General features: G+C 44.0%; 24 protein-coding genes. 20 read left to right on the top strand and 4 right to left on the bottom strand.

Annotation, left to right across the window (positions count from 1 at the left end):
* The first annotated feature begins 47 nt into the window (after positions 1-47).
* From hcp to BUQ87_RS09550, 3 genes are all read left to right on the top strand, one after another.
* The gene (gene hcp, locus BUQ87_RS09560; RefSeq protein WP_038261923.1) at positions 48-1,706 is read left to right on the top strand and encodes a hydroxylamine reductase; all 1,659 of its coding nucleotides are present in this window, start codon (positions 48-50) and stop codon (positions 1,704-1,706) included.
* 275 nt (positions 1,707-1,981) lie between these two features.
* A complete protein-coding gene (locus tag BUQ87_RS09555) occupies positions 1,982-2,500 on the top strand; it encodes a universal stress protein (RefSeq protein WP_052635910.1) in 519 nt (172 codons plus the stop codon).
* A 166-nt stretch (positions 2,501-2,666) separates the two neighbouring features.
* The gene (locus BUQ87_RS09550) at positions 2,667-2,864 is read left to right on the top strand and encodes a DUF6465 family protein (protein WP_052635909.1); all 198 of its coding nucleotides are present in this window, start codon (positions 2,667-2,669) and stop codon (positions 2,862-2,864) included.
* A gap of 47 nt (positions 2,865-2,911) precedes the next feature.
* Here BUQ87_RS09550 and BUQ87_RS09545 read toward each other — a convergent pair whose 3' ends face one another.
* Positions 2,912-3,193, bottom strand: coding sequence for a hypothetical protein (locus tag BUQ87_RS09545; protein ID WP_038261921.1), 282 nt, complete (start codon positions 3,191-3,193; stop codon positions 2,912-2,914).
* Positions 3,194-3,369: 176 nt separating this feature from the next.
* Here BUQ87_RS09545 and BUQ87_RS09540 point away from each other — a divergent pair, with 176 nt between their 5' ends.
* A complete protein-coding gene (locus BUQ87_RS09540; RefSeq protein ID WP_038261919.1) occupies positions 3,370-3,822 on the top strand; it encodes a universal stress protein in 453 nt (150 codons plus the stop codon).
* Positions 3,823-4,000: 178 nt separating this feature from the next.
* The gene (locus BUQ87_RS09535) at positions 4,001-4,195 is read left to right on the top strand and encodes a hypothetical protein (protein WP_038261918.1); all 195 of its coding nucleotides are present in this window, start codon (positions 4,001-4,003) and stop codon (positions 4,193-4,195) included.
* Between the two features lie 137 nt (positions 4,196-4,332).
* Here BUQ87_RS09535 and BUQ87_RS09530 read toward each other — a convergent pair whose 3' ends face one another.
* Positions 4,333-6,681 (bottom strand): family 65 glycosyl hydrolase domain-containing protein, encoded by a 2,349-nt coding sequence (locus BUQ87_RS09530; RefSeq protein ID WP_052635908.1) that lies wholly within the window; start codon positions 6,679-6,681, stop codon positions 4,333-4,335.
* A 195-nt stretch (positions 6,682-6,876) separates the two neighbouring features.
* Between BUQ87_RS09530 and pgmB the strand changes: the two genes are divergently transcribed.
* From pgmB to BUQ87_RS09505, 5 genes are all read left to right on the top strand, one after another.
* Positions 6,877-7,539, top strand: coding sequence for a beta-phosphoglucomutase (gene pgmB, locus BUQ87_RS09525; protein ID WP_052635907.1), 663 nt, complete (start codon positions 6,877-6,879; stop codon positions 7,537-7,539).
* Between the two features lie 150 nt (positions 7,540-7,689).
* A complete protein-coding gene (locus tag BUQ87_RS09520) occupies positions 7,690-8,016 on the top strand; it encodes a MazG-like family protein (protein ID WP_038261914.1) in 327 nt (108 codons plus the stop codon).
* 219 nt (positions 8,017-8,235) lie between these two features.
* The gene (locus BUQ87_RS09515; protein ID WP_038261913.1) at positions 8,236-8,457 is read left to right on the top strand and encodes a helix-turn-helix domain-containing protein; all 222 of its coding nucleotides are present in this window, start codon (positions 8,236-8,238) and stop codon (positions 8,455-8,457) included.
* Between the two features lie 180 nt (positions 8,458-8,637).
* Positions 8,638-9,609, top strand: coding sequence for a permease (locus BUQ87_RS09510; RefSeq protein ID WP_038261911.1), 972 nt, complete (start codon positions 8,638-8,640; stop codon positions 9,607-9,609).
* Between the two features lie 88 nt (positions 9,610-9,697).
* Positions 9,698-10,105, top strand: coding sequence for an arsenate reductase ArsC (locus BUQ87_RS09505; protein ID WP_038261909.1), 408 nt, complete (start codon positions 9,698-9,700; stop codon positions 10,103-10,105).
* 77 nt (positions 10,106-10,182) lie between these two features.
* Here the strand turns inward: BUQ87_RS09505 and BUQ87_RS09500 are convergent, their stop codons facing one another.
* Positions 10,183-11,340 (bottom strand): THUMP domain-containing class I SAM-dependent RNA methyltransferase, encoded by a 1,158-nt coding sequence (locus BUQ87_RS09500; RefSeq protein WP_038261907.1) that lies wholly within the window; start codon positions 11,338-11,340, stop codon positions 10,183-10,185.
* Positions 11,341-11,518: 178 nt separating this feature from the next.
* Here BUQ87_RS09500 and pap point away from each other — a divergent pair, with 178 nt between their 5' ends.
* Positions 11,519-13,066 (top strand): polyphosphate:AMP phosphotransferase, encoded by a 1,548-nt coding sequence (gene pap / locus BUQ87_RS09495; protein ID WP_038261906.1) that lies wholly within the window; start codon positions 11,519-11,521, stop codon positions 13,064-13,066.
* A 52-nt stretch (positions 13,067-13,118) separates the two neighbouring features.
* Here the strand turns inward: pap and BUQ87_RS09490 are convergent, their stop codons facing one another.
* Positions 13,119-13,883, bottom strand: a complete 765-nt coding sequence (locus tag BUQ87_RS09490; RefSeq protein WP_038261905.1) for a hypothetical protein — start codon at positions 13,881-13,883, stop codon at positions 13,119-13,121.
* Between the two features lie 379 nt (positions 13,884-14,262).
* Here BUQ87_RS09490 and accB point away from each other — a divergent pair, with 379 nt between their 5' ends.
* The 9 genes from accB to BUQ87_RS09450 all read left to right on the top strand — a co-directional run bounded on the left by accB (position 14,263) and on the right by BUQ87_RS09450 (position 23,703).
* Positions 14,263-14,718: an acetyl-CoA carboxylase biotin carboxyl carrier protein gene (accB, locus tag BUQ87_RS09485; protein ID WP_038261903.1), complete on the top strand. Its 456-nt coding sequence runs from the start codon at positions 14,263-14,265 to the stop codon at positions 14,716-14,718.
* 1 nt (position 14,719) lies between these two features.
* Entirely contained in the window at positions 14,720-16,075 is a 1,356-nt protein-coding gene (locus BUQ87_RS09480; protein ID WP_038261901.1) for an acetyl-CoA carboxylase biotin carboxylase subunit, read from the top strand.
* A 21-nt stretch (positions 16,076-16,096) separates the two neighbouring features.
* Positions 16,097-17,026 carry an acetyl-CoA carboxylase, carboxyltransferase subunit beta gene (gene accD / locus BUQ87_RS09475; RefSeq protein WP_038261899.1) on the top strand — a complete coding sequence of 310 codons (930 nt, stop codon included), beginning with the start codon at positions 16,097-16,099 and terminating at the stop codon, positions 17,024-17,026.
* Positions 17,019-17,969, top strand: coding sequence for an acetyl-CoA carboxylase carboxyltransferase subunit alpha (locus tag BUQ87_RS09470; RefSeq protein WP_038261897.1), 951 nt, complete (start codon positions 17,019-17,021; stop codon positions 17,967-17,969). Before accD ends, BUQ87_RS09470 begins: the two co-directional genes overlap by 8 nt.
* Before the next feature lie 129 nt (positions 17,970-18,098).
* Positions 18,099-18,275, top strand: a complete 177-nt coding sequence (locus tag BUQ87_RS15250; RefSeq protein WP_159434311.1) for a hypothetical protein — start codon at positions 18,099-18,101, stop codon at positions 18,273-18,275.
* A 551-nt stretch (positions 18,276-18,826) separates the two neighbouring features.
* Complete coding sequence (locus BUQ87_RS09465; protein ID WP_038261894.1) at positions 18,827-19,486, top strand: AIM24 family protein; 660 nt, start codon at positions 18,827-18,829, stop codon at positions 19,484-19,486.
* 19 nt (positions 19,487-19,505) lie between these two features.
* Positions 19,506-20,291, top strand: coding sequence for a TerD family protein (locus BUQ87_RS09460; RefSeq protein WP_038261892.1), 786 nt, complete (start codon positions 19,506-19,508; stop codon positions 20,289-20,291).
* A gap of 79 nt (positions 20,292-20,370) precedes the next feature.
* On the top strand, positions 20,371-20,949 hold the full coding sequence (locus BUQ87_RS09455; protein ID WP_038261890.1) for a TerD family protein: 579 nt from the start codon (positions 20,371-20,373) through the stop codon (positions 20,947-20,949).
* Positions 20,950-21,006: 57 nt separating this feature from the next.
* Positions 21,007-23,703, top strand: a complete 2,697-nt coding sequence (locus tag BUQ87_RS09450) for a calcium-translocating P-type ATPase, PMCA-type (RefSeq protein ID WP_052635906.1) — start codon at positions 21,007-21,009, stop codon at positions 23,701-23,703.
* The last annotated feature ends 43 nt before the right edge of the window (positions 23,704-23,746 follow it).

The raw sequence follows: 23,746 nt of genomic DNA, 5'->3' as shown, positions 1-23,746 counted from the left end.
TATCAATCGAGTTTATATTGAATATATTATATAAGGAGGAGTAATGTATGAGTATGTTTTGCTATCAATGTCAAGAAACTGCAATGAACAAGGGATGTTCAATGAAAGTGGGGGTATGCGGAAAGACTGAGGACGTAGCTAACCTTCAGGATGTACTCATCTATTCCCTAAAGGGAATGGCCATTTATGCCGTGAAGCTCAGGGAGAAGGGAGGCCTGCCAACGGATGAGATCAAGGTGTTCATGGCTGAAAGTCTTTTTTCGACAATAACAAATGCGAATTTCGACAGGGATGTTTTTGTAAATAGAATAGGCGAGGCCCTAAGACTTAGGGACGAGCTGAAGGCGATGGCCGAAAAAGCAGGCGCAGACCTTTCAGATGTGGTTCACGACGCTGCGCTTTGGAGCGGGTCTAGTGCTGAGGACTTTGACAAGAAGGGCGAAGAAGTTGGAGTCCTTATGACAGAAAATGAAGACGTAAGGTCTTTAAGGGAACTTACAATTTACGGTGTAAAGGGAATGGCGGCTTATACTACTCACGCCCAGCACCTTGGATTTGAAAACGAGGAGCTGTTTGCGTTCATGGAAAAGGCGCTTGCGGATACTCTAAACGACAACTTGAGCGCTGACGAGCTTGTGGCCCTTGTCATGGAGACAGGAAAGTTCGGAGTAGAGTCAATGGCTATACTGGATAAGGCAAACACCCAGACCTACGGAAATCCTGAAATAACAAAGGTTAACATAGGAGCAGGGGACAGGCCGGGAATACTAATAAGCGGACACGACCTCAGGGACATGCAGGCACTTTTGGAGCAGACAGAGGGAACTGGCGTTGACGTATACACTCACAGCGAAATGCTTCCTGCAAACTACTACCCTGCTTTCAAAAAATATTCTCACTTCCACGGAAACTACGGGAACTCGTGGTGGATGCAAAAAGAGGAGTTTGAAAGCTTCAACGGACCTGTGCTTTTCACTACAAACTGCATAGTGCCGCCTAAAAAAGACGCTTCATACGCCGACAGGGTGTACACTACAAATGCATGCGGCTACCCGGGATTCAAGCACATAGTTGAGGATGGAAACGGAAAGAAGGACTACTCTGAAATAATAGAGCACGCTAAAAAGTGCAAGCCTCCTGTTGAAATAGAAAGTGGAGAAATAGTCGGCGGATTCGCTCACAATCAGGTTATCGCCCTTGCGGACAAGGTCGTGGAAGCTGTGAAAAGCGGGGCCATAAAGAAATTCTTTGTAATGGCAGGCTGCGACGGAAGGATGAAGGACAGAAACTACTACACTGAATTTGCGAAGGCGCTTCCAAAAGACACTGTGATACTTACTGCGGGATGTGCAAAATACAGATACAACAAGCTTGACCTTGGAGACATAGGCGGAATACCAAGAGTGCTTGATGCTGGTCAGTGCAACGACTCTTACTCTCTGGCGGTGATAGCTCTCAAGCTCAAGGAGGTGTTCGGGCTTGAAGATGTCAACGAGCTCCCTATAGCCTACAACATAGCCTGGTACGAGCAAAAGGCTGTAATAGTACTTCTTGCGCTGCTATACCTTGGGGTTAAGAATATACACCTTGGACCTACGCTTCCGGCGTTCCTTTCGCCGAATGTTGCGAACGTGCTGGTTGAAAAGTTTGGAATAGCTGGCATAGGAACAGTTGAAGACGACGTAAGACTTTTCATGGGTGAATAATCAAAAGCATCCATATGAAAACAAAGCAATTCAGGGAAGCCCTTTCGGGCTTCCTTTTATATTTTTTGAAAAAACTGAGCTTCTAAAATAACGATGAACATGCCGCAACATACGCTCTCTCTGGCGTGAGAGTGCAGATTAGAGGCGGCGGAATTCCATAAAACAAATTGATTGATACTAGTAGTATCCATTTCATGAATTATAAGCGAGATTTGTGGTATACATAGCATATGAGAATAAAACAAAGTTTTCATAACATGAATGGAGGGATTGGGATGAAAAAGATACTCGTGCCAGTTGATGGTTCAAAGCACTGCTTCAAGGCTCTTGACTATGCAAGTAGCATTGCCGAAAAATACGGTTCTAAAATACTGCTGCTCAATGTTCAGGAAGGGTATATACCGCTGATAGTGGGCGTTACATACTACAGGATAACTGAAACACTGTCTCCGCAGGAAAGCCTTCATCCAAGGCCGCTTGAAAAGACTTATGAATCCGGACGGATAGAGCCGGACAACAAGGGCATACATACAGACGAGCACGAGGTCAAGGGAGCCGCCATAGTTGAGGAGGCAAAGCGCTATATAGAGGAAAACTCTCCAGGGGTAGATATTGATGTGGTAGTGGCATTTGGGATACCGGCGGAGGCCATAATAGAGATAGCTGACAGAGATGATTGTGATGCGATCATAATGTGCACTCATGGGATGGGTGGGATTAAGCGATTCACAATGGGAAGTGTTACAAACAAGGTTGTTCACACTGCAACTGTGCCAGTTATGGTAATAAGGTAAGGCTGTATTACAAATCTGAACAGTATACGGTGCAATAGCAGGCCTGAAAATAAAAAGAAGGCCCAAATGGATTTTGGGCCTTCGATATAACATAACATGCCGTTTTGCAATATGGTTTTTTAAATTTAATTTTAAAACAAATGGAAATGCAAGGAGGATTTTGGAAATGAAGACTGATTTTTTTGTACAGCACAAAGGTTTGCAGGTTTGCAAAAACGACATTGTAAGGACTATAAAGGATTCTTGGATGGAACAGGGCAGGCTGATAAAAGATATAAAGACCCTTCAGATGTACTATAATGCAGATGAAAGCAGGTGCTACTGGGTGATAAACGGCGAAGAAAAAGGATGCATACAAGTATAGATTTGGAAAATAAAGCCGGCACATTTGTGCCGGCTTTTCAAGTATATCTATTTTAGCTCTGCGCGGTATGATTGTAGTTCCTTGATTCTTGGAGTAATCATTTCGACGGTATTGTTTATTATAGACGCGAAAAGTATCCCCGCCCAAGAGCCTATGAAAATATATCCGGCTGTATAGGTGAGAAACACAGTCCACATATTAGAAGCGCCTATTGAAAGCTTTATTATATCCAGAGCTATACATGCCACTCCTCCTGCAAAAAAAACCTCAATGGACCCCGTAAAAAAGCCTATGAGAGACCACAGTATGGCGGAAATTTTAAGAATCATAAAAAACCCCTCCCTGTATATGGAGCAATCAAAGTATCCTATTTAAATAAATACTTATTGAGCGTGATTATATGTATTTATTGGTTATATATATATTATACCTCAAAGACTCTATTGGAATCATAAATAGTCGTATATGCAAATAATATTTTGATAATATAAGGGGGGAGACAGATATGATAAAAAAAATACTACTGCCTGTGGATGGCTCTGAATTTGGAATGAAGGCGTATGAATACGCATTGGAGCTTTCCAAAGCGTATGACGCGGAGATTTTAGTTCTCAATGTCCAGCCTAAGCATGTGCCGAGTTCGGTAGAACTTGCATATGACAACGAGGGGATATACCAGTCGGACACAGTTGAAAAAGACGATGCCAACCACGAAATAAGAGGAGAAGAGACCGCCAAAAGGGCTATGGATTATTTTTTGGAAAGGGACGTAAATGCGAGCGCCAGAGTGCTTTTGGGAGACCCGGCAGAGATTATAGTGGAAGTATCCAAGAATGAAAAATTCGACCTGACTATAATGTGTACACACGGCATGGGATTTACAAAGAGATTTAGGATGGGAAGCGTTACAGACAAGGTTGTACACCATTCATCTGTGCCGGTTTATGTAATAAGATAGGGATTGTGAATCAAAAGGGTATTTGCATAGAAATTTCTTATGTATAAAAATTATACTTTAAAAACAGTTTTAAAAAAGGCTTTGAGGGTATAAAATTACTAAGCTCATGAGCATTATACAAGGGGATACTACGAATGTTGATTAGGAAACCAGAAATATTAAAAAGGGGTGTATTTTATTGAAACTGCTTAAGATAATAAAGGACGGCGATGATAAACTCAAGAGATTCATTGACACGCTTAAAAGATATAATATGACAATAGAGACAAGGGACGTAGATGCTGAAAAAGCATACATAAGGGTATATGAATACGATTTGAACAGAATACACCAGGTGGCGAGGAAAAACAGGGTTCAGATACTTGAAGCTTAATATGAAAAATTAACAGGGGAAATGCAATGGGGAGGGGCCAGGTCTTTCCCCTGTTTTTATGGGAAAGAGAGCTATAGGCGACATGAAAAACAACAAACAGGGGGTCTGCGGATTAAGCGCGGCCCCCTGTTTATTGTTTACAGATTTTCAGTGAGTGTTTCAAAGGAAGGTATAGGCTTAAGTTCAATTATGTGTTCTTTGTCAGGATGGAGAAGTATTTTTTCGGAGTGGACGTGTAATTGCAAGGGGTCTCCAAAATTCAAAACGAGTTTTAAAAGCTTTTTACCAGATTCACCCACAGCCTCTATGCTTATTGATCTTCCGCTAAAGTTGAAAGAAAAGCCATATCCATCTATCCCATCTGGAATGAAGGGGCTCATATTCAAAACACCCTCTACTATACGAATGCCTGCAAATCCAAAGGCAATGCATGTATAGGCTCCTGACATGCTTGTGATGTGAAGCCCGTCTTTTGTGTCTCGGTTTACATTGTAAAGGTCCAAAAATATGGCCTGTATGAAAAATGACAGCGCCTTGTCTTCATATCCGGCGATTGAAGCTGTTATAGAGTGTACGAGAGCGGAAAGCGAAGATTCATGGACTGTCAAAGGCTCGTAGAAGTCGAAATTTTTTTTGACTACGTCCTTTGAAAACTTGCTTGGAAACATGTAAAATGTCTGAAGAACGTCGGCCTGCTTTACAAAGCAGGACCTTAGTATCCTGTCCCATGACCAGTTCATCCAAAGGGGAAGATTTTCGGTTGGAATAACGCTGGATGGACGGATATCCTTGTCCTTGAAGCATTCATTTTGCTCGAAAATTTCCTCGCCAAGCATGGGAATGAAAATATTAGAGGATATACTCCTCCAGTTTTCTATTTCGAAATCACTTATGCCAAGGCTAGCGCATTTTGAACCGTAGAGAACGGTATCCGATTTTTTCAAATCGTCTAAAACCTGCGCGGCATAGCCCATGTTCCAAGATGCCATGTAGTTTGTGTAGAAATTGTTGTTTACATTGTTTTCGTACTCATTGGGACCTGTCACGCCGAGTATTACATATTTTGATTTTGCGCTGCTCCAGTTGACCCTTGAGGCCCAGAATCTGCAAACCTCGACTATTACATCAATTCCGCGAGTGAACATGTAGTCCATATCGCCCGTATACTGCGAGTGCAGGTATATGGCATGAGCTATGGCCGCATTTCTGTGTATTTCTTCAAATGTTATCTCCCACTCGTTATGGCATTCATCGCCGGTCATTGTGACCATGGGATAAAGCGCTCCTTCAAGTCCTAATTTTTTTGAATTCTCAATAGCTTTTTGAAGGTGGGAGTGCCTGTACTCCAAAAGATTTTTGCTTAAGGACTCGCCAAATGCCAGAAGATAAAATGGAAGGCAGAAGCTTTCGGTATCCCAGTAGGTCCCCCCGCCGTATTTTTCACCCGTAAAGCCCTTGGGACCTATGTTCAGCCTGTGATCGTGCCCTGTATAAGTTTGAAGGAGATTGAATATGCAAAAGCGAACTCCGCCTTGAAGTATAGTGTCGCCATATATTTTTACATCGCATTTTTTCCAAAGACCTTCCCAAAACGCACAGTGGTTTTCAAAGAGAGCGTCATACCCAAACGATGCAGCAAGCTTCGCCTTTGAAGCAGACAAATCTGAAAGGGAGCTTTCGCTGTGGTCGCGACTTGTCAGGACTGATACGTATTTTTGTATTTCAACAGTATTGCCTTTGCTGCAAAATGAATTGAAGCTTGAAATCACACTTTTTTTTGTTTCGGTTGATGAAAATAGCTCGTCTTCAATTGCTGATGAGTTTATATATGCTTTGCACTGCATAGACATTGACACGGAAAAGCCGCTTTTTCTTGTCTTCACAGTCAAACCCCCCTGATTTTTGAAGGCGTATTTTTGAATTTCTTCCCAAAAGGATTCGCTGTAGTTGGAGTCCTCGTTTGAGACATCGCCATCGAGAGACATATGTGCGGATACAGTGCAGTCACAGTCCAATGGGGTTATGCTGAGACTTATGCAGGCAATCTCCTTGTCATCCATGCTTAAAAACCTGCAGGATTCAATGCGCACCCTCTTTAGCGGAGCGTACTCAGCCACTGCATATCTTGTCAAAAGGCCTCTTTTCATGTCTAAAACCCTTTTGAAATCAGTTATTTTCAATTTGGCAAGATCAAGCCTCGCACCGTCTATATGGATGTCTATTCCAAGAAAGCTCGGGGCGTTTGGAATTTTTGCGTAAGATTTTGGATATCCGTTTTTCCACCAGCCGACCTTTGTCCTGTCGGGATAGTATACGCCAGCTATATAGGTCCCCTGCAGACTGTCTCCCGAAAAGAACTCCTCCAGATTTCCGCGCATTCCCATGTGTGAATTTCCCGTTGACATTATGCTTTCATAAAACCTGTTGTTTTTAAGATCCGGGGAAATTTGCTCTATGCTCCAGTCTTTTATTTCGATATTTTTCACTGTGACACCTCCAAGTCATAAGGTTTTATGCTGTAGCTTGTATACCCAAGCCGCGCAGTGCGTCAACAGCGTTTCGGAGACAACCTGAGGGGTATCTAGTATAGACGGGGGAAATGGGTATGAATCTGGTATAATGAGTATAGTGTTAATTGTCACAGAGTAAATGACTAAAGGACGTTTATATGGGGGAGAGAGATGATTAAAGCGTGCATATTTGATCTTGACGGTGTTGTTGTGTATACTGACCAGTACCACTACCAGGCGTGGAAAAAACTTGCAAACCACATGGGATATGATCTTACGCCTTTTGAAAACCTGATGCTCAAGGGCCTTTCTAGGAGAGATTCGCTTGATACTCTTCTCGAGATGAAGGGTATAAGGGCGTGCGAAAACGAAAAGCTTATGCTTTCAGAGCTTAAGAACAAATGGTACAGAAGGCTTCTAAAGGACATAGACATGAGTGCGGTTGCAAAAGGGGCTGAAGACCTGATACATGATCTTCGGAGCGCCGGCATGAAGACTGCCCTTGCATCTTCAAGCAAAAACGCCGGAATTGTGGTGAAGAAGCTCAGGCTTGAAGGACTTTTTGACGTGATAGTAGATGGGAACATGGTTTCGGCTTCAAAGCCGGATCCTGAAATATTTGTAAAGTGCGCGGGCATGCTGAAGGTCGATCCGAATAAATGCATTGTATTTGAAGATGCTCAGTCTGGTATAGACGCGGCTAAAAGCGCCGGCATGCATACTGTCGCAATATGCGAGGAGACAAGCCTTAAGGGTGCGGACATAAGCGTGAAAACCATTTCGAATGTAAGTTCCAATGAAATAATTAAATTCAACTCAAACAATCAAAACTAACCAGGTACATGGTATTCCATACTGATTGCATATAAAACGGGGCTTTTGACGCTTGATGTGCAGTGGTATAATGGAGAAAGCAATAACTATGCCGCTGCGAAAATGCTGCGGGTTTGTCTGAAAAGCCAATAGCAGTGAGGAGAATAAAACATGAGAAAAAAACTTAAGTTCAAGACAATAAGCCTTCCTAAACTGAACGGACTGTCGCCTTCGCTCGAGAGCACGGCGCTCAAGGTTGCTGAGGAACAGGGGGAACTTGCACGTGCAATAGGGAAATTCAGGGGTATAAACGGTGAAAAGGTCAGCATGAGCCAAAAAGAAGTACTTGACGAGATAGCAAAGGAGCTTCTTGACGTTGCACAAACCACCATATCCATGTGCTTTGTGCTGGAAGAAGAGTACGGAGTTGACATAGATCAGAAAATAGACGAGCACATTAAAAAGCTCATGGACAAGGGATACATTCAAGTTATATAGTAATGAAATAGCATGCTACTGCAGCCGCGGCAAATCGATAATCGAATTGCCGCGGCTTTTAATTGTCTTTCAATTGGGTATTAAAAAATGTAAAAATGAGGTTAAATATACTGAAAATACTGGAAAAAAATCTAAATATATAGTATAATGGACTTGGGGTTAAATGAATTGTTAAAAGAAATTTTTCTGTGGGCTTTAATTTGACAAGGGGGCGTGTCAATGCTTAATGGAAGCAAAATCAGGGAGTTCAGAGTGAATCTTGGATACACTGCAAGAGACATAGAAAGTATAACCCAGAATCCCAGATATTCTACAGCGATATCCAAATCCTATTTGGAGGAGCTGGAAAGAGGAGACAAAAAAAACCCTAGTTTTCAAAAGGTAGTAGTGCTTGCGTCTGTACTTGGATGCAAACTCGACGAACTTGTTATGACAGTTTAATTTAAAATGTAATTATTTAGACACACCGGATACGGTGTGTCTTTTTTGACTGGATAGATATACGGCAAATTTAAATCGAGGATATATTGACAATGTGTATTAAAAGGAGTATTATTTGAGTATGGAAAGTATATGCGCGTATGCTCATATACGAATTAGGATAAGACAGGGGGAGTTGACATGTTTGACTGGCTAGACAGCTTGGTTAGGATTCTTGTTGAAAACACATTTGATATTTCAATGTCCACAAGACTTGGCTCAAGCGTTCACTTTTTTATTTACGACACCATAAAAATTATAATACTTCTTGGAATAATGATATTTATGATATCATACGTGAGAAGTTATTTTCCGCCTGAAAAGACTAAGCGAATACTTGAAAAATTCAAGGGAATACAGGGTAACATAATGGCATCGCTTCTTGGAATAGTGACTCCGTTTTGCTCGTGCTCTTCAGTGCCCCTTTTCATAGGATTTGTGGAGGCGGGCATACCTATAGGGGTGACGTTTTCATTCCTCATAACATCTCCAATAGTAAACGAGGCCGCATTCGCGATACTTCTTGCGGCATTCGGCTGGAAGGTAGCCCTGACATATGTGGCGGCAGGTGTGGTAGTTGGAGTTGCGGGGGGAATAATAATAGACAAGCTCCACATGGAAAAAGAGGTTGAAGAATACGTATACAATATGCAGATAGGAAAGGGCGAAATAGTCGACATGGACAATGCACAGAGGCTGCGTTTCGCGTTTGACAATGTAAAGGAAATAGTGGCTAGGATATGGATATTTCTCATGGTTGGGATTGGAATAGGGGCTGCGATACACGGCTGGGCTCCGGCGCCTCTTCTTGCGAAGTATGCAGGCCCGGACAACCCGTTTGCAGTGTTTGTGGGGGTCGTGTGCGGAATTCCTCTTTACTCGAACGCCCTAGGAACAATACCGATTGCAGAGGCGCTGATGAACAAGGGAGTCGGAATAGGAACTGCGCTTTCATTCATGATGGCTGTTACGGCGCTTTCGTTTCCTGAAATGGTGCTGCTTAGAAAGGTGATAAAGCCAAGGCTTATATCTACATTCGTAGTTATAACGGGAACGGGAATAATACTTGTAGGGTATCTGTTCAATGGAATAGGCCATTTGATTGCCGTATAGTAATGGAGACGGAGTGTAAATGCCGGCCAAAAATGATATTATAGCAGGAGCGGATTGAAAGTAAAAAGCATTGTATTGGAGTGATAACATGGAAAACAAAAAGATAGTTGCATTCGTATGCGTTCACAATTCATGCAGGTCCCAAATGGCTGAAGGCTGGGCGAAAAAGCTTGGATCTGACGTGCTTGAAGTATATTCTGCAGGAACTGAAGACTACCACGAGGTAAAACCGCTTGCAGTCCAGGTGATGGAAGAGGCCGGAGTTGACATGAGCGCCCACAGGCCGAAGCTTTTGAGTGAGATACCTGAGTCTGTGGATGTGCTTGTAACAATGGGATGCAATGTGCATTGCCCGTTCCTGCCACACGAGCATATGGAGGACTGGGGTCTTGAGGATCCGTCGGGAGGTCCTTTGGATGGATACAGAGTGACCAGGGACATGATAAAAGAAAAGGTCATAGATCTTATAGACAGGGTGAAAAGAGGAGAACTGTAAAGAATTCAATTAAAAAAGCCCCCAACTTTTAAAGTTGGGGGCTTTTTTGGCAAAGAGAGATATTTACGCTTTGCGCATTATTCCTGAATGTCTTTTTGGGGTCTTGGAGGCCTCGGTCCGAAATACTGGTAGAAATAGCATTTTATCCTTCCGTTGTAAAGCTTCCTGTTCTTGCTCGACCTTTTGCCAAAGCTCTTTTCGAATTCCTCGCTTGACGTTATCACGTAATAAGACCATGTATCAAGCTTTGAAAAAGCCTCTCCCATTGTAGAGTAAAGCTTTTTTACGCTGTCCTTTTCACTTAGCCTTTCACCGTACGGCGGGTTGCATATTACCTTGCCGTATTTTTTAGATGAACTAAGATCCTTAACGTCCCTTGCCTGGAAGTGTATGAAATCCTCGACACCCGCGTTTTCGGCGTTTTCCATGGCAACCTTTATAACCCTTGGGTCTAGGTCGTATCCTTCTATGCTCATTTCAACATCGTGATTAATGCCCTCGTAGGCGTTTTTCTTGACTTCCTTCCATGAGCTTTGAGGGATTATGTGCCAGCCCTCAGAAACGAATTTTCTGCCAAGGCCTGGAGGTATGTTAGCGCCTATCATGGCGGCTTCTATAGGTATTGTTCCCGAACCGCAGAAAGGGTCTATAAGGGCTATGTCACTTTTCCATTTGCTAAGAAGCACAAGAGCCGCAGCGAGGGTTTCCTTTATAGGGGCCTCCGAGGCCCTTTCCCTGTAGCCCCTCTTGTGAAGGCCTGTGCCGCTTGTGTCTATTGAAATTGTAACATTGTCCTTTAGTATTGAAACGTGTATTGGATATTTGGCGCCGTTTTCAGGGAACCACTGGTTTCCGTAAGTCTCTTTCATCTTTTCGACAACCGCCTTTTTGGTTATGGCCTGTATGTCTGAAAGGCTGAAAAGCTTGGATTTTACGGATTTGGCATCAGCCACAGGAAACTCGGCGTCTGCAGGCAGAATTTCAGCCCATGGAAGACCTTTTACCTGCTGGAAAAGCTCTTCAAATGTAGTGGCTTTGAATTTGCCCATGTTCAGATACACCCTGTCCGCACATCTCAGCCATATGTTAGCCTTTGGAACGGCGTATTCGTCCGCTGCGAAAGTTACTTTTCCGTTTTCGACAGTGAGATCGCTGTATCCAAGAGATTTAAGTTCGTCCGCAAGCACGGATTCTATGCCGAAAGCCGAAGTGGCCATAAGCTCAAGTTTAGCCATTTTATAAATCAAATCCTTCCGTTTTTTCTGATTTGCACTGCTGCATACTCGTTCTCAGACTATTATACAATATAGGAGGGGCCCGAAACAGCTTTTTGTCATTTTCATTGATGTGTTTATGGGTATAAATAAATCACCATTAGGTCGAAATTTGTATCCATGGCAAGGGGAGATGAACATGTTTGAAAAGATAGACCTTTCGAAAAAGCTCAGCAAAAGCGAATACAAAAAGGTGATGAAGGAAATAGAAATCAGGATAGGGCAGCTTCAAAGGCAGGCACACGAGATGGATATTCCGGTCATGGTAGTTTTTGAGGGCTGGGATACATCAGGAAAGGGAAGTGTTATAAACGAACTCATACTGCCAATGAATCCGAGACATTTCACAGTATATTCCATGCACGAGGAAAACGACGACGAAAAAAGAAGGCCGTTTTTGTGGAGGTTTTGGATAAAGACACCAGCAAGGGGTGAAATGGCCATATTCGACAGGAGCTGGTACAGGAGGATAATGGACGATGTCGCCCAGGGCGAAATAAGGGGGAAGGAGCTTGAGGGTACATACAGGGAGATAAACATGTTTGAAAGGCAGCTTTATGAAGACGATTTCGTTATAATCAAACTCTTCCTGCATATAAGCAAGCAGGAGCAGACAAGAAGGATGGAATCCCTCATGAAAGACGAGTCCACAAAGTGGAGGGTGTCCAAATCCGATTGGGTGGAGAATGAAAACTATGAAGAGTACAAGGAGGCCATAGAAAAGGCCATACAGGAGACGGACACGGGATATGCTCCTTGGACAATAGTGGAAAGCGAGGACGGGCGCTTTGCAACTGTCAAAACTCTAATGCATTTTATCGAATTTATGGAAAAAAACATAGAGAGGATATCCAGAAAAAGGGCCATAGTGGAGCATGCGGCAAGCGCCATTGGAGAAGGTGAGAATGAAGGAGCCACATTTGAAAGCGCAATGCCGAGCATAAAGAATCTCAATTCATCAATGCTGGACAAGGTTGACCTTTCAGTGTCAATAGAAAACGGGGAGTATAAAAAGGAGCTTGCAAAGCTTCAGAAAAGGATGAAAAGCCTTGCAAACGAGGTATACCTGAACAAGATACCCGTTGTAATAGTCTACGAGGGATGGGATGCTGCAGGAAAGGGCGGAAACATAAAGAGGCTGGCAGCCTCTCTCGATCCGCGGGGATACCAGGTCATACCCATAGGAGCGCCAAATGACATTGAAAAGAGACACAACTACATGTGGAGATTTTGGAATCAACTCCCCAAAACAGGCCATTTTGCGATATTCGACAGAAGCTGGTACGGAAGAGTTCTGGTGGAAAGGGTAGAAGGGTTTGCAAGCGAATGGGAGTGGAAGAGGGCATACAGGGAGATAAGGGAATTCGAAGAGAGCCTTGTCAATTTTGGAGCGGTGCTTATAAAATACTGGATTCACATAGACAGGCAGGAGCAGCTGGAGCGGTTCAATGCGAGAGAAAACGACCCCAACAAGAAGTGGAAGATAACACAGGAGGACTGGAGGAACAGGTATAAATGGGACAACTACAAGGACGCGGTGGACGAGATGCTGTTTAGAACCAGCACGACATACGCCCCGTGGACAATAGTGGAGTCCAATTCCAAAAAATACGCAAGGATAAAGACTTTAAGGCATACGGCAGATGAGCTTGAAAAGGCTGTGAAGGCGGCAAAAAGCAGAAAATAGCACAAAAAAGGCCCTCGGACAAGAACTATTCCGCGGGCCTTTTACAGTATGACTATTTTCCATATACTATGTCAAAGCCTGAATCTGTTATTTGGACCTTGTAGCCTGTATATCCCATTTTCAGGAGATACTTTTGCTTTTCTATGTCGCGGTGGTCTATGTTTATTGAATCCGCATACAGCATCTTTGGCTTATCGCGAAAATCCATTGTCAGAAGAAGCCTCAGCTTCCCTTCGTACTCCTCGTTGTCAATCCTTTTGAGTCCTCTTACAGTAAGCCCCACATTCATTATGTTTTTTATGCTTGGATAATTGTAGGGGGATATGGTTGTGCAGACGTGGAGCATTCCGCGGGCCTTTCCGAAGTCGAGGGCATATCTTGACATCTTTTCCTGGAGCGAATTTCCGCGGAAATCGGGATGAACCACAGTTGCTTCAAAGTGCATCACTCTCGAAAGCTCGTCTTGGGGGATGTTTTTATGGTCTTTCCCAAAATTTCTGGCTGAATTCATCGGAAAGCTTACGCTCCTGTACGCCACAAGTTTTCCCTCGCAAAGAACTCCTATCAAAAGCCCTTTGCCGTCGAATATATTCTCCATAAAGAAGTCTTTTGAATCCTTTATGAACAGGTCTTCCCTTTCAAGAAGTGACACAACAAGCTTTGCAAGTGAAATGACGTCGTCTATATAGCTTTTATCCAAGAATTTCATTTCATATGGCGCAGGAATTTTTCTATCGGTTTCTATCTTATTCAAAACGCCGGTTTCAAGAATGTCGGAAATTGTCTCTCTGGAACTTGCTTTTTTCAAAAGCTTCATAAACCCACTCCCCTCGGATAATCAAAAATGATAGCAGTTGTAATATGTTTAATATTATTGCCATAAGAGCGGATGGTTAATCAGTATAGAAGAAAATTATAGCGAAAATAAAAAACGATTATAAAAAAAGGTGAAAATGCCGCATCGGCATGGAATTACATATGCAAGTCATGGACCGCTATAGGTTTAAAATGTATTATGTTTATGGTAAAATGAGTTGTTATAGAAAAATACAAATGGGCTTTTGATTGAAAAAGAATATAAATATTGATATAATATCCTCAAGTATTAGTACCAGATACTAAAATTAACTATTAATTTCTTACTTATATTTATTATGATTGAAAACGGGGAATTCCCCTTAAATTTGGAGGTAAACATGCTGAATGTAAAAGATATAAAAGAGCTTATAGAGGCGATAGACAAGACGAGCATACAACAATTTGAAATGGAAGATGGAAGCTCCAAAATAAAAATAAGCAAGTGCAAGGAAGTTGTAGGAGCCGCAGTATTCAGCGCACCAGCACCTGCAGTGGCATCGCCAATTCAGGTTGAGGCCGCTACTGTGCCTGCAGAACCACAAGAGGCAGAGGATGTCTACATAGTGAAGTCTCCTATAGTGGGTACATTCTATGCATCATCAAGCCCGAATGCAGACCATTTTGTAAGAGTTGGAGCAAAGGTTTCAAAAGGAGACACACTTTGCATAGTTGAAGCGATGAAGATAATGAACGAGATAGAAAGTGAAGAAAACGGAGAAGTTGTCGAAATACTTGTTAAGAACGAGGACATAGTAGAATACGGACAGCCTCTTATGAAAATCAGGAGGGCGTAGAATGTTTGGCAAAATACTGGTTGCAAACAGAGGCGAGATAGCGCTCAGGATAATAAGGGCATGCAAGGAAATGGGCATAAAGACTGTAGCGGTGTATTCGGAGATAGACAAGGACTCACTGCATGTACACGTTGCGGACGAAGCTGTATGCATAGGGCCTGCACAATCTGCAAAGAGCTATTTAAGCATGGACAGCATAATAAGCGCGGCGCTTACAAGGGGAGCAGACGCCATTCATCCGGGATACGGATTTCTTTCAGAGAACCCTCAGTTTGTAAAAAAGTGCAAAGAAAACGGTATAACATATATAGGGCCAAATGAAGACCACATAATAAGCATGGGAGACAAGGCTCAGGCGAGAAGCAGCATGATAAAGGCCGGAGTCCCTGTTGTGCCTGGATCGCAGGGCTGTGTAACAGACATAGAAGAGGCTGCAAAGCAGGCCCAGGAAGTGGGCTTTCCGGTAATGATAAAAGCCGTAAGCGGCGGCGGCGGAAGAGGAATGAGAGTCGCAAGGGACATGCAGGATTTCATGAAGCAGTTCAACGTTGCGCAGGGAGAATCTGCAGTCGCATTTGGGGATTCTTCTATGTATATTGAAAGGTTTGTTGAAAATCCAAGGCATATAGAGGTTCAGATAATCGCTGACTCTCACGGCAATGTTGTTCACCTTGGAGAGAGGGACTGCTCGCTTCAAAGGAGAAACCAAAAGGTTCTTGAAGAGGCTCCGAGCGCTGTGATATCGGATGACCTCAGAAGAAAGATAGGAGAGGCAGCAGTAAGCGCCGCAAAGGCCGTGGGCTATATAAACGCAGGGACGGTGGAATTCCTTCTGGACAAGAACATGGAGTTTTTCTTCATAGAGATGAACACCAGGATACAGGTCGAGCATCCAGTAACTGAAATGGTTACAGGGGTTGACATAGTAAAGGAACAGATAAGGATAGCTGCAGGCGAAAAGCTTTCATTCACTCAGGAAGACGTAATAATAAACGGACATTCAATAGAGTGTAGGATAAACGCGGAGGACCCGAGGAATGGCTTCAGGCCGTGCCCAGGAACTATAATAGACTTTTACTTCCCTGGAGGATACGGGGTGAGGGTTGATTCGCACGTATACAGCGGATACAGGATACCTCCGACATACGACTCTATGATAGGAAAGCTCATAGTGTGGGGCAAGGACAGAAACGAGGCAATAAACAGGATGAAGAGGGTGCTTGACGAGACTGTGATACTGGGAATAGAAAGCAATATAGATTTCCAAAGGCACATCATTTCAGACGATGATTTCGAAAACAACAACATAGACACAGGCTTTATAGACAGGAAATTTTTCAAAAATAACGGGAAATAAGAGTATTGACGAGGTGGTATGATGCTTAAGGATCTCTTTCATAAAAAAAATTCCCAGGACAAGGGATATGCTGTAATAACTGTACAAAAGGAAAGAAGCGCCAAAGAACTTGACTATGCTGCAAAGTACAGCTTTGAAAAGAAAAAAGTCGAGGAAGAGCCCCAGGAAGGGCTTTTGACTTGCAAGGGCTGCTCCGCAAAGCTTAACAAGGACGAAGTGGCAAACAACAAGGGAGTTTGTCCGCAGTGCTCTCACCATTTCAGGATGAGGGCTATAGACAGGATAAACATGACAGTGGACAGTGGAAGCTTCATAGAATACGATACGGACATAAGAACCGTAAACCCGCTCGAGTTTGAAGGCTACGCAGAAAAGCTCGATCAGGCGAGGGAGAAGTCATCTCTTGAAGAGGCAGTGGTCACAGGAGAGGCGAGTATAGATAAAAGCCCCTGTGTAATTTGCGCTATGGACTCGGCGTTCATGATGGGAAGCATGGGATCTGTAGTTGGAGAAAAGATATCAAGGGCGGTTGAAAAGGCCATAGAAAAGAGCTTGCCGGTTATAATATTTGCAACATCCGGCGGAGCCAGAATGCAGGAGGGGATGCTTTCGCTCATGCAAATGGCAAAGACTTCGGCGGCGCTTGGAAAGCTTGACGATGCAGGCCTTCTCTATATATCGGTTCTGACAGACCCCACTACCGGAGGGGTGACAGCTTCATTTGCAATGCTGGGAGACATAATAATAGCTGAGCCAAAGGCCCTTATAGGATTTGCAGGGCCTAGGGTAATAGAGCAGACGATAAGGCAAAAGCTTCCGGAGGGATTCCAAAGGGCGGAATTCCTTGAGGAGAGAGGATTCGTGGACATGATAGTCCACAGGCATGAAATGAGAGATAAGCTTTCAAGCCTTCTTAAAATCCACTCGATGGGAGGGGATATAAATGAGTAACAGACTTGACTTTGAAAAACCAATAGCGCAGCTTGAAGAAAAGATAAAAGAGCTTCAGAGCATAGTTGACCAAACTGGTGTTGACCTTTCAAGCGAGATAGAAATGCTTTCAGGCAAGGTGGCAAATATGAAGGACGAGGTGTACCTTCATCTTTCTCCTTGGCAGAAGGTCAAAATAGCAAGGCTTAACGAAAGGCCTACCACTCTTGAGTATATAGACAGGATAATGGACAGCTTCATAGAACTTCACGGAGACAGGCTTTATTCAGACGACAAGGCCATAGTTGGGGGAGTCGGCGTGATGGATGGAATGCCTGTCACGATAATAGGGCACCAAAAGGGAAAAGACACAAAGGACAACATAAAGAGGAACTTTGGAATGCCTCACCCTGAAGGATACAGAAAGGCCCTTAGGCTTATGAAGCAGGCCGAAAAATTCAAAAGGCCCATAGTAACATTCATAGATACTCCGGGAGCTTTCTGCGGACTTGGAGCCGAGGAAAGAGGCCAGGGAGAGGCTATAGCCACAAACCTTCTTGAAATGAGCAGGCTCAAGACCCCCGTGATAGCAATAGTCATAGGGGAAGGCGGAAGCGGAGGAGCTCTTGCGCTTGGAGTGGGAAACAGGATAGCAATGCTTGAGCACTCTGTGTACTCGGTAATATCGCCAGAGGGGCTTTCGAGCATACTGTGGAAAGACGCGTCAAAGGCACAGGATGCGGCAGGTGTAATGAAGCTTACGGCACAGGATCTGAAGGAGCTTTTTGTAATAGATGACATAATAGCAGAGCCAATGGGGGGCGCGCACAATGACGTCGACTTCATGGCGGCCAACATCAAGGATTATGTAAGCAAGTGGCTAAAAGAGCTTTCAGCTGTTTCAGGAGAAGAACTTTCGAATCAAAGATATGAAAAAATAAGAAAAATGGGAGTGTGGGCATAAGCCCCCTCCCTTTTGTTTTGGAATACTTTTGAAGTATTTTGAATATTTGCTGTTTCGCATACAGGCATGCATGGTATTAATACAATAAGTGAATTGTTATTTTTATCTTACTGGAAAGGGGCGGTATATATGAAATGGATGACGTTTTTTAGATTTGATAAATTTAAACGGAGAGCTCAAGAAAAGGCTCCTCAAAAAAGAAAAGGCGACTATGGGAAGGTCATATATGTCGACTTCGCACAAAAGTCAGTCGAACAGGAGACTTCAGAAGAAATCCAGCTAGAAGAGGCTAAAAGACATGTATAAAAAAAGACATCTGCTCCTTTCGTTTATTGCAGGAGGAAGCTTGGGCCTGTTGTTTTTTTCGCTAATCAGAGCGGCAGCGCGAGGTGAAAAAACTTACGGAAAGCAGAATTGACTGACGATTCGGGAAAAACGGGGTGGCGATGTGCATGCCCAGATTAAATATAAAGTTTTGAGGAGAAAGAATATGTTGATTGAAGAAATCCAATAGAATCCCTTTGCCATATATGATGGTGAAGGGATTATTTGTGTCTAAATCCAGACATTCCATTGGGTTTGCCATTCCAGGCGGCAGCTGCCGTGGCAGGAAGATCTGAAAACAGCATTTGATGAGTCCGTTGGCGCAGTTTGCATGTTTTCACAAATATATTTACGGGTATAAAATATATTCGAGGAGCTATCCAAACTGTCCGGCGTTCAATTTTTAATCTTACATTAAGGATTACTTAAGAATTATGATGTATAATCCATATAAAGAACAGGCGTTAAATATAATGAAAGACATTGTGAATTGAGAAAATACATAATATGTAAATATTAATCGGAGGGAAGATATGTTTAATTTCAAAATACACCAGGAACTCTCGTGCATAGCAGAAGGGGACGGGTATTTCTACGCCAAGGCGGGAGCCATGGTGGCATACAAGGGGCAGTTCACCGCGGAAAAGGTGCTTTTGGACCCGAACCAGAACCAGAGCATGCTAAAGTCGTTTGTAAACCTTGCGGCAAGAAAGCTCTCGGGAGAAAATATTCCTATAATGAAAGTCAGCGGAAACGGCGCATACTATATGGCTAATAGGGCTCAGCACGTGAGCATAATAACTTTGGACAAGGGCCAAAGCCTTGGGGTGGAAAGCGAAAACCTTCTGGCATTCACCCCGGACTGCAAGTACAGCGTAAGGTTCATAGGAAGCGGAGTAGTATCCCAAAAGGGTCTTTTCACTTCCAATTTCACAGCAAACGGGCCGAACGCACAAGTGGTTGTAACAACAAATGGAAACCCTATAGTTCTTGAAACGCCTTGCGTTGTTGATCCTGATGCTGTAGTTTGCTGGACGGGTCCAGACCCGGGCTTCAGGGCGGATGTAAACTGGAAGACATTCCTCGGACAGACATCGGGAGAGTCGTATTTCATGGAATTCAACAGCCATGGCGAAGTGGTAATAATACAGCCTTCAGAAAGATTTGGAGGAATAGACATAGGAATAGACTAAAAAAGGGCAGGTGAAAAGCATGAATATAGAAACTGCCAAAAAAGAGCAGATAAAGCCCTTTCAAAATTCTAAGATAAGGGTTGAATACGGAGAAAAGCTCCTCCATTCGGGAGAAATTGACTTGAGGCTTTCAAGAAGCCAAATAGCAAGGGACATATCAAGCCCTGCTGGAAGAGGAGCAATGAGCTTGAACGCGGGCCAGACTCAAAAAGCTGTGCCATCAGCTGCGAAGGCAAGGACGGCAAAATCTCCTTATGGAGAAGGAGCAAAAGAGAGCATAAAAAGGGGCCAAAAGCTTCCGGTTCCGGATGAAGTTCTAAATGGAATGCTTGTAGGACTCAGGACGGTTCAAAAGACGGCAGGAGTGGAAATAGACGCATCGATTTTCATGGTGGACGACAGGGGAAAGACAGGCGAGGATGAATTCATATTCTACAACAACCCCATTAGCCCTTGCAAGAGTGTCAGGGTAAGTGCAATGGCACAGCAGGATTACTACAGCCACACTGTGGACATAAGCCCTCAGGGTATTCCGGGAAGGATAGAAAAGCTTGCAGTCACACTGACCTCGGACGGAGGAAGCTTTTCGGGAACTGAACAGGCGCAGGTTGACATAATAGACAAAAATTCAAAGACTGTGATTATGAGCTTTGATTTCAGCAATGGGATTTCAAGTCAGACTGGAATAGTGGTGCTTGAGATGTACAGGAGAAATGGACAGTGGAGAATAAGCTTCATAGGAAATGGCTTTGAAGGAGGGCTTGAGGCTCTCTGCAGGGAATATGGAATAGACGTTGAGGACTAGCGGCTGGAGATGATTTGCATAAATTCGAAAGGGATTGTTTGCAGCTGAGTCAAATATAAAAATATAAGGGGGACTTGCAATGTCAATAATACTTTCAAAAGGCCAAAAGATAGACCTTTCAAAATCAAATCCGGGGCTTAAAAAAGCCATAATAGGACTTGGATGGGACACAAAAAGATACGACGGGGGATTCGACTTCGATCTTGACGCATCGGCATTCATGGTAGGTGAAAACGGCAGAGTGAATAGCGATATTGATTTTGTGTTCTACAACAACCTTGAGCACCCGAGCAAGTCTGTAATGCATACAGGTGACAACAGGACCGGCGAAGGCGAAGGCGACGATGAGCAGATAATAATAGATTTTGAAAAGGTGCCGGAGTCCATAGAAAAGATAGCCATAACTGTTACAATACACGAGGCGCCTGAAAGAAGGCAAAACTTCGGACAGGTTTCAAATGCATTTGCAAGGCTTGTGGACAGCGCTACAGAAGAAGAAGTGCTCAGATACGAGCTTACAGAGGATTTTTCAGTTGAAACGGCGCTTGTATTCTGCGAGATATACAGGCACAACGGATCATGGAAATTCAGCGCCGTGGGAAGCGGATTCGAGGGAGGCCTTGCATCTTTGTGCAGGACTTATGGGCTTCAGGTTTAACCGGATTGCCAAGGCATTTACAGTCAGGCAAATCAACTGAGGGGAGAAAAATTACATATGCTTAAAATACATCACGAAGGCCTTTCAGCAGAGCAGGTCGAAAGGTCCAAAAGAGAGCATGGAAGCAACAGCCTTACAGAAATAGAGATGGAGACGTTTTGGGACAAGCTCAAGGGGAATTTAGAGGACCCTGTGATAAGGATACTTATAGTGGCGCTTCTCATAGATGTTGTATTTTTCTTCTTGGGCCACGTGGAATGGTTTGAGCCGCTTGGAATAGGCATAGCGGTTGTCATAGCAACTCTTGTGGGGACTTTCTCGGAGTACAGCAACGAGCAGTCATTCCAAAAACTCCAGGCGGAGGCATCTAAGATAAAGTGCAAGGTATACAGGGATGGGAGCCTTCAGGAAATAGGGATAGATGACATAGTAGCGGGGGACCTAATACTGGTGCAGACGGGCGACAAGATACCCGTCGACGGGGTACTGATTGAAGGCCATATAGGGGTCGACCAGTCAACTCTCAATGGAGAAAGCAAGGAGGCTTCGAAGCGCCAGCTGGATGAAGGATACGAATACAGCGGCGAGTCGGCTGACTTTCTGGACGAGTGCAAGGTTTTCAGGGGAACAGTGGTTGTGGAAGGAGAAGCCGTTGTAGAGGCCAGGACAATAGGGGACGAGAGCTTTTACGGACAGCTTGCAAAAGAACTCCAGTCGGAGGACAGGGATTCTCCTCTTAAGGTCAAGCTTTCCACACTTGCAGACGGAATAAGCAGATTTGGATACATGGGAGGAACGATGATAGCCCTCTCGTTCATGTTCAAAAAGGCCGTTTTAGACAGCCTGGCTGCAGGAATACCCATAGCGCAGTATTTTGACAATGTTCCAAAGGTTGCAAGCGATGTAGTGACTGCCGTGATACTTGCCATAATAATAATAGTCGTGGCTGTTCCGGAAGGACTTCCCATGATGATAGCAATGGTGCTTTCGCTCAACATGAGAAAGCTGCTTCACGACAACATACTCGTAAGAAAGCTTGTCGGGATAGAGACGGCGGGCTCATTAAACATACTCTACAGCGACAAGACGGGTACCATAACAAAAGGGCAGCTTCAGGTGATATCATTCTACTCGGGTGACAACGCGCAGTACAATTCGTATCACGACATACCTGAAGGGCTGCGAAGAATGGCTGACCTTTCGCTTTCCCAAAACACCAATGCCGTTTGCAACATACAAGAAGACGGAAAATGCAAGATACTGGGCGGAAACTCCACTGAAAGGGCGCTTTTGGAGTTTGCAAGCGCAGAGATAATAGAATACGATGTGCAGACTATAGGGACAATACCTTTCAACAGCAAGGACAAGTTCTCCGCCACTCAAATAGACGGAGAGTACAAAATGACACTTGTAAAGGGCGCTCCCGAAAACATAGTGAAATACTGCAAAAGATATTATGACCAGTCTGGAGTAGAGCAGCCGTTTGGGGATTCTGTCATAAAATCGATTGAAAAGAGGATGGACAATCTTGCGGAAAGGTCCATAAGGATGATAGCGATTGCAACGACTCCGAGGACTTTGCAGGAAAACCTGTTTGAGGACATGACTCTCGTGGGAGTAGTGGGAATAAGGGACGACCTGAGGGAAGAGTCGGTTGAGGCGATAAAAGAGACCATGGACGCTGGAATACAGGTCGTAATGATAACCGGGGACAAGAAGGAGACCGCCATGGCAATAGCCAAAGAGGCGGGCCTTGTCAAAAGGGCTTCAGACATTGCGCTCACATCTTCAGACATAAACAGAATGAGCGACGAGCAGCTGAAAGAGGCACTTCCAGACATAAGGGTGATAGCGAGGGCTCTTCCTACCGACAAGAGCAGGCTCGTAAAGATATCCCAGGAGATGAATTACGTCGTTGGAATGACAGGGGACGGAGTCAACGACTCTCCGGCGCTTAAGAAGGCCGATGTCGGATTTGCAATGGGATCTGGAACAGAGGTTGCCAAAGAGGCCGGCGACATAGTGATACTCGATGACAATTTCAACTCAATAGCAAAGACAATACTGTATGGAAGGACAATATACAATTCCATAAGAAAATTCATAGTGTACCAGCTTACTGTCAACGTAGGGGCGATAATGATAGCGTTCCTCGGACCTTTTGTGGGAGTGGACCTTCCGCTTTCAATGACTCAGATGCTGTGGGTCAACCTTGTAATGGATACGCTTGCAGCACTTGCATTTGGAGGCGAGGCGGCGCTCATGAGATACATGAGGGAAAAGCCAAAGAGCAGAACGGAGTCCATAATAAACAAGGACATGTGGAGCTCAATACTCTTAAACGGCTCGTTTGTAGCGGGAATGAGCGTCTTTTACCTCAAGACTCCAATGTTTAAGGAACTCATAAGAAGAGGGCCTGCCGGCAGGGAAGACATATATTTCCTCACTGCGTTCTTTGGATTCTTCATATTCATGAACGTGTTCAACATGTTCAATGCAAGAACAGAAGAAAAGAATCTCTTCGCAAACATCACAAAGAACAGGGGATTCCTCAAAGTAGCCGCAGGAATAGCCATAGTCCAGGTGGTAATGACTTATATAGGGGGCGACATACTCAGGACTGCAGGGCTTACTATAGACGAATGGATGGTAATAGTGCCCATGGCATTCCTCATAATACCGCTTGACCTTGCCAGAAAGACTGTGAGAAACATGTTTTTCAGACAACAAAAGGCAGAGCCGCAGGCGGAATAGAAAAGGCATGTTAGGTATAAATCAGACTGCTTTTGTTCATGCC

Origin of the sequence: Peptoclostridium litorale DSM 5388, assembly GCF_900141635.1 — a bacterium.
Taxonomy (GTDB): domain Bacteria; phylum Bacillota; class Clostridia; order Peptostreptococcales; family Peptostreptococcaceae; genus Peptoclostridium; species Peptoclostridium litorale.
Note: the sequence above shows the minus strand (reverse complement) of the source record. Positions and strands in the feature narration are given on the sequence as shown.